Genomic DNA, 14,554 nt, shown 5'->3' with positions numbered 1-14,554 from the left:
GCGCGGAGCCGGATCACCCGAGGGGAAAATCCGGACTATCTAGAGGCGCAAGCCAAACCATGCAAACCATCCACGCCGCAAGCCAAACCACATTCGCGCGCGCAGTGCCGATTACAATACGGTCCATGACTGAAACTGTGCTCCTCGCCCTCGATACTTCAACCGAATTCTGCTCGGTGGCACTGCTGTCGGCCGCTGGCCATGCAACTGGCGCCGCGCCTGCCGCCTCCGGGCCGCTACGCACCGAACCGCGCGTCTGGGTGCGCCACGAGCAAACTGGCGCGGTGTCCAGCACGCGTCTGCTTCCCGCCATTCGCGAACTGTTCGACGAAGCCGGCCTGAAACTGGCGGACTGCGACGCTATCTCGTTCGGCTCCGGTCCCGGCTCGTTCACTGGCCTGCGTACGGCGACCGGCGTCGCCCAAGGCCTCGCATTCGGCCTGAACCTGCCGGTCGTACCGATCAGCACGCTGCTCGCGTGTGCCGAAAGCGCGCGTATGCGCGATCCGTCGGCCGCGCGCGTGCTTGCCGCGCTCGACGCCCGCATGGACGAAGTTTATTGGGCCGACTACGCCTGGGACGAAGCGCAAAGCGAATGGCGCACCGTCCAGCGGGCTTCGCTCGATGCGCCGGACGGGCTCGTGTTGCCCGGCGTTCCGTTCACGCTGGCGGGCAACGCCGCCGCGGCCTTCGGCGCGCGACTGCCCGCGCTCGCCGCGGCGCACAGCGTCGATGGCGAAGCGTTGCCGCACGCCGTGCCGCTCGCCCACGCCGCGCTGCGCGCGTTTCGCGCCGGCCGCACGGTACCCGCCGATCAGGCCGCGCCGGAGTACGTGCGCGACAAGGTCGCCCAGACCACAGCCGAGCGCGTCGCAGAGAAAGCCGAAAAAGCCGAAAAAGCCGAAAAAGCCGCCAGAATCGCGCACGATGTCCCTCACGGCGAGGGCCGGCAATGAGTGGCGTGTTGCTCGCGGACCGGTACATGTCGCCGATGACCGAAGGCGATCTGGACGAAGTCGCCGCCATCGAAAAGATCGCCTACGAGTTTCCCTGGAGCCGAGGCAATTTCGGCGACTCGCTGCGCAACGGTTACTTCGGCGTCTGCCTTCGCCATGTCACGGGCACGCTGATCGGCTATTGCGTGTTGATGCCGGTCGTCGACGAAATGCATCTGCTCAATCTGTGCGTGACGCCGGCTGCGCAAGGCGCCGGTGCCGGGCTCGCGCTGCTGCGCGAAGCGGTGCGCATTACCCGCGCCGAAAAACTCGAGGGCCTGTTGCTGGAAGTGCGGCCGTCGAATCATCGGGCGATCCGGTTGTATGAGCGCTTCGGCTTTACGTCGATCGGCCGGCGCAAAAACTATTATCCGGCGCGACATCGCAGCCGGGAGGACGCCATCGTCATGCGTTTCTCGTTTGCCACGGAGGGCGCAGATGGCGCTGCATGAATTGGTACTGGAAGAGTTCGGACTCGCGCCGCTGTGGGTGCGTCGCGGGTTGGCGGCGGCCTCGCAAGCGGCTGCTGAAGCACAGGCCGAAGGCGGAGCCGGAGCCGGAGCCGCGCAGGGCGTTGGCGACACGGCCGGCCAGGGTACGAGCCGTGACGATGTGCGCGGGTTGCCGCCCGCCGCGCGCGCGCACTCGCAGGAAGCCGCGCCGGCCTCTGCGCTTGCAGAGGAAACTGCGCCGCCCGCCGCGCGCTCGCGGGAGAGTGCGTCGGCGGCAGTGCGCACGCAGGAAACTGCGCCGCCCGCGCTGCGAGCAGGCGATGCACGACGGGCCGATGCCGCGCCGGCACAGAGCGAACGCCACGCGCTGCCTGCACAGGATGCGGCGCAGGCGGAGCCAGGCCGGGCACAAACGCCCGCCGAAACGCGTCAGCCCAAGCAACCGCAGCAACCATCCCGAACACCCGAGCCGCCGGCATTCGACGCCCCACCGGAAGACGATTTCGCATGGTTCGACGACCTGCCGACCCACGCGCCGGCAGACGCACCCGACGCAGCCCCCCCAGCCCCAGCAATCCACACCCTCGACTGGGACGCGCTGAGCGAGCGCGTCGCCGCCTGCCGGCTGTGCCGTCTGTGCGAGAAGCGCAGGAGCACGGTGTTCGGCGTCGGCGATCGCGGTGCCGACTGGATGCTGATCGGCGAAGCGCCGGGTGAGAACGAAGACCGTCTGGGCGAGCCGTTCGTCGGCCAGGCCGGCAAGCTGCTCGACAACATGCTGCGTTCGCTGACGCTCGCGCGCGACACCAACGTCTATATCGCGAACGTGATCAAATGCCGGCCGCCCGGCAACCGCAATCCCGAACCGGACGAAGTCGCGCGTTGCGAGCCGTATCTGCAACGTCAGGTGGCGCTGGTCAAGCCGAAGCTGATCGTCGCGCTGGGCCGCTTTGCGGCGCAAAGCCTGCTGAAAACCGACGCGAGCATTTCGTCGCTGCGAGGCCGCGTGCATGAATACGAAGGGGTGCCCGTGATCGTGACGTACCACCCGGCGTATCTGCTGCGCAGCCTGCCCGACAAGGCGAAAGCCTGGGCCGATCTGTGCCTCGCGCGCGACACGTGGCGTGCGGCGTGCGGTGCGCCGTCGAACGCGTCGAAGTGATGACTGCCGGGGGAGCGGCGGCCGGTTCGTCCGGCGCGCCCGGCATCGATGCCGCGAGCCGCGCCACGCTGCTCGACAGCTTGCATGATCCTTCCGTGCGCGCTCTCGCATGGTTGCTGCTGAGTGCCGATCTGTTGCGCCCGCAACCACCGGTGGGCGTGCTGGCGAATCCCTTTGAGACGCAGCAGGAAGCGCAGGCGACCGTCGACTGGCTGCGCGCGCTCGACGCCGCACCCGAGCCCCTGCATCACGACCTCGCGGCGACGCGCATCACGCGACTCGGCCGCTACGCCGAACGGCTGCTCGGCTGGTTCCTCCAGCACGGACCGGCGGCGCGGCTGGTGGTCGCGGGCGTGCCGTTGCGGCGTGCGGGCGTCACGCTCGGCGAATGCGATTTTCTGGTCCAGACGCAGCGGGGCGCGCGGCTGCATTGGGAACTGGCCGTCAAGTGCTATCTGCATGCAGGCGAAGAGCGGGGGCAGTCGATTGCGCCGTTGTCCGCTCAGTCATCCGGGTCGCCATCCACGCCGTCACCCACGTCGTCACTCGCTCAGTTATCCAACTACGTCGGCCCGAACCTGAAAGACCGTTTCGACCTCAAGCTCGCCCATGTGCTGGCTCATCAACTGCCGTTGAGCGCACGTGAGGAGTTTGCCTCGGTCGGCTATCCGGGGCCGTGGACGCCGCAGATGTTCATCAAAGGCTGGCTGTTTTACCGGCACGGCGAAACGCCGTCCGATCCTGTCGAACTCGATCCGGCGCATGGCCGTGGCTGGTGGGTCACGCGCAGCGACTGGCTGGCGTTCGCGGCCGCTGCTACGCAGAAGTGGCGCACCCTGCCGCGGCTGGAATGGCTCGCGCCGCAGCGGCATTCAGCCGATGAGGCGCAAAGCGCGGGCTTGAGTTTCGTCGATGCGCCAACGCTCGCCGGCCAAACGTCGCATCAGCCCGGCCCGGCGATGGTCGCCGCGTTCGCCGAGGACAGCGCGGGCAACCTGATCGAGCGCTCGCGCGGCTTTATCGTGCCGGACGAGTGGCCGGAGCAGGCCCGGAACTACGCGCAGCAGTAGCAGCGGTTAAAAAAACGCTGCATAAGACGGCCGACCCAGCCCGTCAGCCCCGACGCCCCTCACCACCACCGATAGAAATGATGCACCGGCCCGACGCCGCTACCGACGTCGAGCCGATCGCTCGCTTGCAGCGCGCCGGTCAGATACTGCTTCGCATCGGCGACGGCGCTCGCCAGATCGCTACGTTGCGGAATCAGCGCCGCGATCGCCGACGACAGCGTGCAGCCCGTCCCGTGCGTATTTTTCACCGGCACACGCGGGCCGCCCAGACGCAGCGCGCCGCTCTCCTGCACCAGCCAGTCCGGACTGTCCGCCGCGCTCAGATGGCCGCCTTTCATCAGCACCGCGCGGGCGCCGAGCGCACGCAGCGCTTCGCCTTGCTCGACCATGCCGGCTTCGTCGGTTGCGGCTTGCACGCCGAGCAGTGCGGCGGCTTCCGGCAGGTTGGGCGTGAGCAGATCGGCGAGCGGCAGCAATTCGTCGCGCACCGCCGCGACCGCGTCCGGCAGCAGCAACGCATGGTTGCTCTTCGAAATCATCACCGTGTCGAGCACGACGTGCTTCGGCTTGTGCCGGCGCAGCGCGTCGGCCACTGCGCGGGCGATCGGCGCGTTCGCCAGCATGCCGATCTTCACCGCGTCGATGCGGATGTCGTCGAACACCGCGTCGAGCTGCGCGGTGACGAAGCCGGGGTCCGGCGTGTGAATCGCGGTGACGCCGCGCGTGTTCTGCGCGGTGAGCGCGGTGATGACGCTCGCTCCATAGGCGCCGAGCGCCGAGAAAGCCTTCAGGTCGGCCTGAAGGCCGGCGCCGCCGCCGGAATCGGAACCGGCGATGGTCAGCACATTGGGAATCGGTTGAGTCATGGCAAAGCGAGGAAGAAAGAAGGCGCGGGCTTCGACGCGAGCGGAAACCCGCCGCGGATCAGTGCTTGACTTCGCCGATCAGCGCGACCGAGTCGAATGCGCGCTGATTGGCCTGGTGACGCCGCATGACGAACCACATCATCACGCAGACGAACGTGCCGAACAGCACGATCACCGCCGTGACCGGCACGTCCAGCCACACGAGCACGGCGTACAGGCACAGCATGACGAGCACGGACAGGTTTTCGTTGAAGTTCTGCACGGCGATCGAATGACCCGCCGACAGCAGCACGTGCCCGCGATGCTGCAGCAGCGCGTTCATCGGCACGACGAAAAAGCCCGACAGGCCGCCGACGATCATCAGGAATATATACGCGACGATCAGATAGCCCGGCACATGCATGCGGCCGAAATAGAGACCCCAGTGGGCGGGGAACAGGTCGCGCGTGTAGAAGGCCATCAGCATCACGGCGATGCCCATCATGATGCCGACCGGCAACACCGAAAGCGACTTCTTCAACGGCACGCGCGAAGCCGCGAAAATCGCGCCGGCCGCCACGCCCACGGCGACCACCGCCTGCAGGATCGCCGCCTCGGAGAGCGACATGTTGAGCGACACCTCGGCCCACTTCAGCACGATGAATTGCAGCGTCGCGCCGGCGCCCCAGAACAGGGTGGTGACGGCGAGCGAAATCTGGCCGAGCTTGTCGCGCCACAGCACGAGAAAACAGTCGGCGAAATCGGTGACGAGTTTGATCGGGCCGCGCTCCTGTTTCGGATAGCGCGCACCAGTGTCGGGAATACGCAGATTGAACAGCGCGGCAATGACGTAGATGGCCATGATGACCAGCATCGCCGCCTCGGCGGGTGTGTTGACGGTGGGAATGTGCTGCCGCAGGATCGGCGCGGCGATGTGCGGGCTGATCAGCGCTCCGCCGAGCACGGTGCCGAGAATGATCGAGCCGACGGTGGTGCCTTCGATCCAGCCGTTCGCGGCGACCAGCCGGTCAGGCGGCAGCAGCTCGGTGAGAATGCCGTACTTGGCGGGTGAATAGGCCGCCGCACCGAAACCCACAATGCCGTACGCAATCAACGGATGCGCGCCGACCAGCATGGTAATGCAGCCGACCACCTTGATGGTGTTGGTGACGAACATCACGCGTCCTTTCGGACGGGAGTCGGCGAAGGCGCCCACGAAGGCTGCAAGTACGACATACGACAGCACAAAGAACAACTTGAGCAGCGGCGTCATCCAGTTCGGGGCGTGAAGATCTTTCAGCAGTGCGATAGCGGCGATCAGAAGCGCATTGTCGGCCAGCGACGAAAAAAACTGCGCGGCCATGATGGTGTAAAAACCTTTTTTCATCTGATGCGATGCTGTCCTCGCTGCGGTCTGTCCGCCCCGGCCGCTGGTTGAGCGTCCGGGCTTATGCCGTTCGAAATGGGTTGTGCGCACGGCTTTATATCACGAAAATAGCTGGATTCGGACTAGCAAAATCCTTGATCGCACCGCCCAGCGGGCTGCCGAGCGCCGAAAACGCCCGGTAAGCCGCTGATTCGCAAGCGTCTTTACGAAAATATCCCATGCCGCGCCCCCTTTCAGCCACGATTCACACCTCCGCCCTCGCCAATAATCTCGCCGTCGCCCGGCGTTACGCGCCGAAATCCAAAATATGGGCCGTCGTCAAGGCCAATGCATACGGGCACGGCCTTGCACGTGTTTTTCCGGGCCTGCGCGCAACCGACGGCTTCGGGTTGCTGGACCTGGAAGAAGCCGTGAAGTTGCGTGAATTGGGCTGGGCCGGGCCCATTCTTCTGCTTGAAGGCTTTTTCCGCCCGACCGATATCGACGTGATCGACCGCTACAGCCTGACCACCGCGCTTCATTCGGACGAACAGTTGCGCATGCTCGAAATGGCGCGCCTGTCAAAACCGGTCAACATCCAGTTGAAGATGAACACCGGCATGAACCGCCTCGGCTATACGCCGGAGAAATTCCGCGCCGCGTGGGAGCGGGCGCGCGCTGCCCAAGGCGTCGGCCAGATCACCTTGATGACCCATTTCTCGGACGCCGACGGCGACCGCGGCGTCGACTACCAGGTGGAGGCGTTCGAGCGTGGCGCGCAGGGCATTGCCGGCGCGCGCAGCCTGGCCAATTCGGCGGCTACGCTGTGGCATCCTGCCACGCACTTCGACTGGGTGCGTCCGGGCATCATCATGTACGGCGCGTCGCCGTCCGGCGTGACGGCGGCGATCGAAGGCACGGGGTTGCAACCGGCCATGACGTTCGCCTCGGAACTGATCGCCGTGCAAACGCTCAACGAAGGCCATACGGTCGGCTACGGTTCGTCGTTCAAGGCGCGCGGCTCGATGCGCATCGGCGTGGTGGCGTGCGGCTACGCGGACGGCTATCCGCGCGTCGCGCCGGAAGGCACGCCGGTGATCGTCGAGGGCGTGCGCACGCGGATCGTCGGGCGCGTCTCGATGGACATGCTCACCGTGGACCTGACGCCGATTCCAACCGCCAACGTCGGCTCGCGCGTCGAACTGTGGGGCAACGCGCTGCCGATCGACGACGTCGCGCAGGCCTGCGGCACCATCGGCTATGAGCTGATGTGCGCCGTGGCACCGCGCGTGCCGGTGCGCGCGGAGTAAGGGCGCGGTTAAAGGGGCCAAGGGCGGTGCGGCACGGCGGCCAACGGGTCGCCCATCGAGCGTCTCAATGTGTCAATCCAAACAACAGCAATTCAGGCAACAAGCGCGTGGCTAAACCCAAGACGGTGTACATCTGTAGTGAATGCGGCGGGCAATCGCCGAAATGGGCCGGCCAGTGCCCCTCGTGCAATGCGTGGAACACGCTGGTCGAGTCGGTGGCGGAAGCGCCTTCCACGCATCGTTTCCAGTCGCTCGCGAAGAGCGCGCCGGTGCGCCGTCTCGCCGATATCGAAGCGTCCGACATACCGCGCTTCACCACCGGCGTGAGCGAGTTCGACCGCGTGCTGGGCGGCGGTCTGGTGCCGGGCGGCGTGGTGCTGATCGGCGGCGATCCGGGCATCGGCAAATCGACGCTGTTGCTGCAATCGCTCGCGGAAATCGCCGCCGACAAACGCGCGCTCTATATCAGCGGCGAAGAATCCGCTGCGCAGATTGCGTTGCGCGCGCAACGACTTTCGTTGCTGGAGCCGGGCTCGAAGGCGAGCGAGCTGCAACTGCTGGCGGAAATCCAGCTGGAAAAAATCCAGGCGACGATCGCCGAACAGCGACCCGATGTCGCGGTGATCGACTCGATCCAGACGGTCTATTCCGACGCGCTGACTTCCGCGCCGGGCTCGGTCGCCCAGGTGCGCGAGTGCGCCGCGCAGCTTACACGGATCGCCAAGCAGTCGGGCACCACCATCATCATGGTCGGCCACGTGACTAAGGAAGGCGCGCTGGCGGGGCCGCGCGTGCTCGAACACATCGTCGACACGGTGTTGTACTTCGAGGGCGACACGCATTCGTCGTACCGTCTGGTGCGCGCGATCAAGAACCGCTTCGGCGCGGTCAACGAACTCGGCGTGTTCGCCATGACCGAGCGCGGCTTGCGCGGCGTGGCCAATCCGTCGGCGCTGTTTCTGTCGCAGCACGAGCAGTCGGTGCCGGGTTCCTGCGTGCTGGTGACGCAGGAGGGCACGCGGCCGCTGCTGGTCGAAGTGCAGGCGCTCGTGGACGCCGCCAACGCGCCGAATCCGCGGCGCCTCGCGGTCGGTCTGGAACAGAACCGGCTCGCGATGCTGCTGGCGGTGCTGCATCGTCACGCCGGCATCGCCTGTTTCGATCAGGACGTGTTCCTGAACGCCGTGGGTGGGGTGAAGATTACCGAGCCCGCTGCCGACTTGGCCGTGCTGCTCGCGATCCATTCGTCCATGCGCAACAAGCCGCTGCCCAAGGGCCTGGTGGTGTTCGGAGAAGTGGGCCTCGCCGGCGAAATCCGGCCGTCGCCGCGCGGTCAGGAACGTTTGAAGGAAGCCGCCAAACTGGGCTTTTCCGTCGCGGTGATTCCCAAGGCCAATGCGCCAAAGCAGCCGATAGAAGGCTTACAGGTCGTTGCGGTCGAGCGGATCGAACAGGCCATCGACCGGGTCCGCACGCTCGAATAGACGGGGCTTCGGGCGTTTCGGGGCGCCCGCCGTTCCGTAATGGCCGGTAAATATCTCCATATTGGCTGTAACCTACCCGACATTCCTTTTTCCTAAGCTGCGAGGGTCTGCATCCCTTCTGATGCCCGAAAAAGGATCGCGCCTTGAAACAGTCATATGAAACCGTAGCCGAGCGGCCAATACAGGTGCGCGGCTGCCGTGTCTCCGCGCCCATTCGCCAGCCATGGGGCGGCGCCTGCCGGATCGTCGAATGGATCGACACAGCGGGGCAGATTTCACGGCGAGTCGTGGCCGAAGACGCCACCGCCGCCGAAGTCCGTGCGACCATCGACCGTCATGTGGAAGGCCGTAAGCACATGCTGTACGACGATGAAAAGACGCCGCGTCAGACCTTGCCGCGGCAGACGGTGGCGCGGCGCTGAGGTTGTTAGGGCGGGTGGGCCGCGACGGAAAGTATTGGGCGGTTCTCGTTGTGAGACGAACTGAGACGAGCGCGCTGCGCGGATCGACTGCAGATTTGCCGCTCAAACTGAACAGTACCCGCAGCGCACATATCCCCACGTTACCGGATCGACCGCTCTTCCTCGTCTTCGCCGCCCGCATTCGCCGTATCGTCAGCCTGCGGATTGAACAGCGGATGCCGCGCCGCCTCGGCCGGCGTGAGCACCGGCGAGACACAGCAGTCGAGCGGCTCCAGCATCGCAACCCATTCTTCCAGCGCACGCTTGCCGATCACGTCGGCGAGTTCCTGCGTGAGCGCGGCGGCGTCCGGGCCGCCGATGGCCTGGCCGAGACTCCAGTGGCGCGTCGCCCATTCGGGCCGGTCGAGCGCCATGCAGAGCGTTTCCCAGAACTTCAGTTCGAGCGCGCCGACCGCGAGCCAGCGGTTATCGAGCGTGCGGTAGAGGTTGTAGCAGGGCACGCCGCCATTCAGCAGACTGCCGCCGGCCGCTGGCGCCGCGCCGTCGTTGGCGAGCGCGACCTGCGCCACGACGTTGTGCGCGTAGGTGACATGCGTCATGGACACGTCGACGAAGCGGCCTTCGCCGCCGCGCGACACATGCCATAACGCCGCGAGAATCTGCGTGACCGCGCTCAGGGCGCCGCCGAGCAGATCGGCGATCTGGAAATTCGGCAGGATCGGCGCGCCGTCGCGGCCCGCCAGTTGATCGAGCACGCCTGCGTAGCCGATGTAGTTGAGATCGTGGCCGGCATGGTCGACGAACGGCCCGCTCGCGCCATATCCGCTGATTGCGCAATAGACCAGCCGGGGATTGATGGCATGCAACGTTTCGTAGCCGATGCCGAGCCGCTCCATCACGCCGGGCCGGAAACTCTCGATCAGCACGTCCGCTTCGGCGGCGAGCGCGCACAGCACGTTGCGTCCCGCCTCGGATTTGAGGTCGAGGCGCGTTTCGCGCTTGCCGCGATTCACCAGCCGGTAAAACGCGCCGGGCCGGCCCGCCACGCGGTCGCTCGACGATTGCATCATCGTGCGGGTGGGGTCACCGGCGCCGGGTGCTTCGATTTTGAGCACGTCGGCGCCCAGCTCGGCAAGCCGCAAGGCGGCAACCGGGCCCGGCAGCAGGCGCGTCAGGTCGAGCACGCGCAGTCCTTGCAGCGCGGGCGGTGTCGGTGTGGCCGATGATGCAGGCGGTGAGACGGATGATGTCGCAGAAGACAAAGCCAACCTCTCGTCGATGCCGGCGCGGACCTGAAACAGCGTGCCGCTAGCCGATCTGTTCGAGTTCCTCGTGCGTCTCGAGCCATTCGGCTTCGAGCGCTTCGAGGCGCGCGTTCACATCTGCCTGACGGCGGATCGCCTCCGTCAGTTTGCTTTTCTGCCCGGGCTCGTAACTCGCCGGATCGACGACGAACGCGTCGAGCGTCGTCTTCTCCGCGTTGAGCGCGTCCATTTCCTTTTCGATCTTCGTAATCCGGCTTTGCAGCGGCTTTTTCAGGTGCGCGAGCTTTTGACGCGTTTCGGCTTCGAGGCGCCGCTGTTCCTTGCGGTTCACGCCGTTGTCCGCGCCGCCGTCACTGCCGTTGCCTCCATTGCCACCATTGCCAGCGTTCGACGCCGTGCCCGCCTTGAGCGCGGCGCGTTGTTCGGCCGCATGTTGCAGCAGCCAGTCGCGGTAGTCGTCGAGATCGCCGTCGAACTCTTGCAGGCGATGTTTCGCGACCAGCATGAATTGATCAGTGGTGGCACGCAGCAGATGCCGGTCGTGCGACACCAGAATCAGCGTGCCTTCGAACTGCGCGAGCGCCATAGTCAGCGCGTGACGCGTTTCGAGATCCAGGTGGTTGGTCGGTTCGTCGAGCAGCAGCAGGTTCGGCTTTTGCCAGATGATCAGCGCGAGCGCGAGGCGGGCCTTTTCGCCTCCGGAGAAGGGCGCGATTTTCGAGGTCGCCATCTCACCGGAAAAATTGAAGCTGCCGAGGAAGTCGCGCAATTCCTGTTCGCGCGTGTCCGGTGCGAGGCGCGCGAGGTGCTGCAACGGCGTGTCGTCCGGACGCAATGTTTCGAGCTGGTGTTGCGCGAAGTAGCCGATGCGCAGCCCCTTGCCTTCCCGCACGTGGCCGCCGAGCGGTTCGAGCGTGCCGGCGAGCGTCTTGATCAGCGTGGACTTGCCCTGGCCGTTTGCGCCAAGCAGGCCGATGCGCTGACCGTTCTGGATGGACAGCATGACGTGGTCGACGATCGGAATCTCGACGCCCGGTTCGCTCTCGCTGCGATAGCCGCAGCGCACGTCTTCCATCACCATCATCGGATTCGGCGCGGAATCGGGGGTGCGGAACTCGAACGTGAACGGCGAGGCCGCATGCGCCGGCGCGATCAGCTCCATCTTTTCCAGCGCCTTGACGCGGCTTTGCGCCTGGCGCGCCTTGGTGGCCTGCGCCTTGAAGCGGTTGATATAGCTTTGCAGATGCTCGACCGTGCGCTGCTGTTTTTCGTACGCGCTTTGTTGCAGCGCGATCTGCTGCGCGCGCAGCACTTCGAATTGCGAATAATTGCCGCCGTAGCGCTTGATCTGCTGCTGCTCCAGATGCAGCGTGACATTGCAGACCGAGTCGAGGAATTCGCGGTCGTGCGAGATCACGATCAGCGTACCCGGATAACGGTGCAGCCAGTCTTCGAGCCAGACGATCGCGTCGAGATCCAGGTGATTGGTCGGTTCGTCGAGCAGCAGCAGGTCGGAGCGGCACATCAGCGCCTGCGCGAGATTCAGCCGCATGCGCCAGCCGCCTGAAAAACTGCTGACCGGTTCGCGCGTCTGTTCGAGCGTGAAGCCCAGACCGAGCAGCAGCGCTTCGGCGCGCGCGGGCGCGGTGTAGCCGTCGGCGTCGGCGAACGCGGCGTGCGCTTCGCCTTCGGCCGCGCCGTCATGGGCGGCGGAGGCGGCGGCAATGCGCGCTTCGATCGTACGCAGCGCGGCATCGCCGTCCAGCGTGTAGGCGAGGGCGGTCTTGTCCGCGGCAGGCGTTTCCTGCGCGACGTGGGCGATCTGCCAGGTCGGCGGGATTGAAAAATCGCCGCCGTCCGCATGCAGTTCGCCGCGCAGCACGGCGAACAGCGTCGACTTGCCCGCGCCGTTCGCCCCCACCAGGCCGGCCTTTTCGCCGGGGTTGAGGGTGAACGTGGTGTGGTCGAAGAGCGGCTTGGTGCCGCGCGCGAGGCTGAACTGGTTAAAGCGGATCACGAAGAGGCCGGCTGGAGAAAACCGCTATTTTAGACTGCCGGGCCCGACACCGGGCGCTCAAGCGGGATCGGTCATTCGGCCGACTGTACCGGCGCAGCTTTTGGCATAGACTGACGGCTTTCACGGGGGGAGCCCATGACATCGATTTATTCGTTTTCGGCACGCACGCTCGGCGGCGAGGAAGTGAGCCTCGAGCAATATAGCGGCAAGGTTTTGCTGATCGTCAACACGGCGAGCGAATGCGGGTTCACGCCGCAATACGCCGGCTTGCAAAAGCTGTACGAGACCTACGCGGCGCGCGGGCTCGCGGTACTCGGCTTTCCGTGCAACCAGTTCGGCAAGCAGGAGCCGGGCGACGCCGCGCAGATCGGCAGCTTCTGCGAAAAGAATTACGGCGTGACGTTCCCGATGTTCGACAAGGTGGACGTGAACGGTGCGAACGCGCATCCGCTATTCCGTTATCTGACGGGCGAGGCGCCGGGCGTGCTGGGTCTCGAGGCGATCAAGTGGAACTTCACCAAGTTCCTGATTGACCGTGAGGGCAATGTGGTGAAGCGTTATGCGCCGCTGACGAAGCCCGAGGCGATTACCGAGGATATCGAAAAGCTGCTGTGAAGCCACGGTACGGCGACGGCGGCTTGGCGTTGCGTCACGGCGGCCTCTACAGGATGGGTGAAAAGAGCCGCGCCACGTGCATCAGCACGCGCTTCAAGGCGCCTGCCTGCCGGTATTCATTGCGGTCGATTTCGCGCGATTCGGCGAAGTCGGCCAGCAGCATTGTTTCGACCTCTTTGGCAAAGCCGCGATCCACGGTCAGCACCATGATCTCGAAGTTCAGCCGGAACGAGCGGTTGTCGAGATTGGCGCTGCCGATGGCCGCAGCCACGCTGTCGATCAGCACGACCTTCTGATGCAGGAAGCCCGGCTGGTAGCGGAAGATCCGGATCCCCGCGCGCAGCGAGTCATACGCATACAGTTTCGACGCGGCGAACACGACGAGGTGATCGCGCCGGCTCGGAATCAGAATGCGCACGTCCACGCCGCGCAGCACCGCGAGCCGCAACGCCGAGAACACCGCTTCATCGGGGATCAGGTAGGGCGAGGTGATCCAGATCCGCTCGCGCGCCGCATTGATCGCTTCGACGAAAAAGAGCGAACAGGTCTCCTGCTTGTCCGCCGGGCCGCTAGGCACGACGAGGCAATGCATGCCCTGGCCGGCCGCGGGATCGGCGGCCGGAGCGGGTGGTATGTCGAACTCGGGCAACCGCTGGGTGGCCCAGTGCCAGTCTTCGGTGAACACGAACTGGATGCTGGCGACCGCCGGGCCGCGCACTTCGATATGCGTATCGCGCCACGGCGAAAGCGGCGGCTTGCCGCCCAGATATTCCACGCCCACGTTGTGTCCGCCGACAAACGCGCGTTCGCCGTCCACCGAAACGATCTTGCGGTGATTGCGGAAATTCACTTGCAGACGGTTGACGAAGCGGCGATGGGTAGCGAACGGATGCGTCTCCACGCCCGCCGCGCGCAGTGCTGCCACATAGCGGTGGGGCAGATCGAAGCTGCCGATGCTGTCGTACAGGAAGTAGACGCGCACCCCTTGCTGTGCTTTTGCGATCAGCGTGTCTTTGAGCATTTCGCCGAGCGCGTCGTCGCGCACGATGAAGAACTGCACGATGACGTAGCGGCGCGCGCCCTCGATCGCCTGGAAGATGGCCTCGAAGGTTGCCGCGCCGTTGACCAGCGTGCGCACCGTGTTGCCGGGCAGAAACGGCATGCCGCCGAGGCGCGTGAGCGAATGCACGAGCCTGCCGCCGAGCTCCTGCGTGGGCAGCCTTTCCGACGAAGCCTGCGTGTCCCATTCCGGCGGATGCGCGCGCGTGCGCAGCAGTTCGTTCTCGACCCGGCGCGCGTCCGCGTAGCCGGCAAACTTGCTGCGGCCGAGGAACAGATACGGCACCAGCGTCAGATAAGGCATCGCGACCAGCGACACGGCCCACGCAATCGCACCTTGCGACGTGCGGGTGTTGAGAATCGCATGACACGCCGCGACCACGCCGAGAATGTGGCAGAGGGCGACCAGCGTGCCGATGTGAAGCAGGTCGAATTGCATAGGTGGACGAAGGGTTGGCGAAGCGCTACCCGGGCCGGTTCGATGAGCGCCGG

At 65.6% G+C, this 14,554-nt stretch carries 13 protein-coding genes; 8 read left to right on the top strand and 5 right to left on the bottom strand.

Translation table 11 applies throughout. The features are described from left to right. Positions 1–125 precede the first annotated feature (125 nt). From tsaB to PDMSB3_RS12045, 4 genes are read left to right on the top strand one after another with little or no spacing between them, the layout of a single operon-like run. Complete coding sequence (gene tsaB, locus PDMSB3_RS12060; RefSeq protein WP_165186279.1) at positions 126–956, top strand: tRNA (adenosine(37)-N6)-threonylcarbamoyltransferase complex dimerization subunit type 1 TsaB; 831 nt, start codon at positions 126–128, stop codon at positions 954–956. Then, a complete protein-coding gene (gene rimI / locus PDMSB3_RS12055; protein WP_007181404.1) occupies positions 953–1,447 on the top strand; it encodes a ribosomal protein S18-alanine N-acetyltransferase in 495 nt (164 codons plus the stop codon). The genes tsaB and rimI overlap by 4 nt, the downstream gene beginning before the upstream one ends. Continuing rightward, the gene (locus PDMSB3_RS12050) at positions 1,434–2,609 is read left to right on the top strand and encodes a uracil-DNA glycosylase (RefSeq protein ID WP_165186277.1); all 1,176 of its coding nucleotides are present in this window, start codon (positions 1,434–1,436) and stop codon (positions 2,607–2,609) included. Before rimI ends, PDMSB3_RS12050 begins: the two co-directional genes overlap by 14 nt. Further along, positions 2,609–3,679, top strand: a complete 1,071-nt coding sequence (locus PDMSB3_RS12045; protein WP_165186274.1) for a DUF1853 family protein — start codon at positions 2,609–2,611, stop codon at positions 3,677–3,679. The genes PDMSB3_RS12050 and PDMSB3_RS12045 overlap by 1 nt, the downstream gene beginning before the upstream one ends. Before the next feature lie 59 nt (positions 3,680–3,738). Here PDMSB3_RS12045 and thiD read toward each other — a convergent pair whose 3' ends face one another. Together thiD and lplT are read right to left on the bottom strand one after the other, a co-directional pair. Beyond that, a complete protein-coding gene (gene thiD, locus PDMSB3_RS12040) occupies positions 3,739–4,545 on the bottom strand; it encodes a bifunctional hydroxymethylpyrimidine kinase/phosphomethylpyrimidine kinase (protein ID WP_007181407.1) in 807 nt (268 codons plus the stop codon). Between the two features lie 58 nt (positions 4,546–4,603). Continuing rightward, a complete protein-coding gene (gene lplT, locus PDMSB3_RS12035) occupies positions 4,604–5,911 on the bottom strand; it encodes a lysophospholipid transporter LplT (protein WP_007181408.1) in 1,308 nt (435 codons plus the stop codon). 218 nt (positions 5,912–6,129) lie between these two features. Between lplT and alr the strand changes: the two genes are divergently transcribed. The 3 genes from alr (at position 6,130) to PDMSB3_RS12020 (ending at position 9,106) form a co-directional block, all read left to right on the top strand. Next, positions 6,130–7,200, top strand: coding sequence for an alanine racemase (alr, locus tag PDMSB3_RS12030; RefSeq protein WP_007181409.1), 1,071 nt, complete (start codon positions 6,130–6,132; stop codon positions 7,198–7,200). A 107-nt stretch (positions 7,201–7,307) separates the two neighbouring features. Further along, positions 7,308–8,684, top strand: coding sequence for a DNA repair protein RadA (gene radA / locus PDMSB3_RS12025; protein WP_007181410.1), 1,377 nt, complete (start codon positions 7,308–7,310; stop codon positions 8,682–8,684). Between the two features lie 143 nt (positions 8,685–8,827). After that, positions 8,828–9,106, top strand: coding sequence for a DUF2866 domain-containing protein (locus PDMSB3_RS12020; protein WP_007181411.1), 279 nt, complete (start codon positions 8,828–8,830; stop codon positions 9,104–9,106). Positions 9,107–9,246: 140 nt separating this feature from the next. On the opposite strand, the gene PDMSB3_RS12015 is transcribed toward PDMSB3_RS12020, so the two are convergent. Then, positions 9,247–10,305, bottom strand: a complete 1,059-nt coding sequence (locus tag PDMSB3_RS12015) for a CaiB/BaiF CoA transferase family protein (RefSeq protein WP_165187468.1) — start codon at positions 10,303–10,305, stop codon at positions 9,247–9,249. A 109-nt stretch (positions 10,306–10,414) separates the two neighbouring features. Continuing rightward, positions 10,415–12,388 (bottom strand): ATP-binding cassette domain-containing protein, encoded by a 1,974-nt coding sequence (locus PDMSB3_RS12010; RefSeq protein ID WP_007181413.1) that lies wholly within the window; start codon positions 12,386–12,388, stop codon positions 10,415–10,417. 135 nt (positions 12,389–12,523) lie between these two features. Between PDMSB3_RS12010 and PDMSB3_RS12005 the strand changes: the two genes are divergently transcribed. After that, positions 12,524–13,003: a glutathione peroxidase gene (locus PDMSB3_RS12005; RefSeq protein ID WP_007181414.1), complete on the top strand. Its 480-nt coding sequence runs from the start codon at positions 12,524–12,526 to the stop codon at positions 13,001–13,003. A gap of 46 nt (positions 13,004–13,049) precedes the next feature. On the opposite strand, the gene cls is transcribed toward PDMSB3_RS12005, so the two are convergent. Further along, the gene (gene cls, locus PDMSB3_RS12000) at positions 13,050–14,501 is read right to left on the bottom strand and encodes a cardiolipin synthase (protein WP_007181415.1); all 1,452 of its coding nucleotides are present in this window, start codon (positions 14,499–14,501) and stop codon (positions 13,050–13,052) included. Between the last annotated feature and the right edge of the window lie 53 nt (positions 14,502–14,554).

It is taken from the genome of Paraburkholderia dioscoreae (genome assembly GCF_902459535.1).
Classification (GTDB): Bacteria; Pseudomonadota; Gammaproteobacteria; order Burkholderiales; family Burkholderiaceae; genus Paraburkholderia; species Paraburkholderia dioscoreae.
Note: the sequence above shows the minus strand (reverse complement) of the source record. Positions and strands in the feature narration are given on the sequence as shown.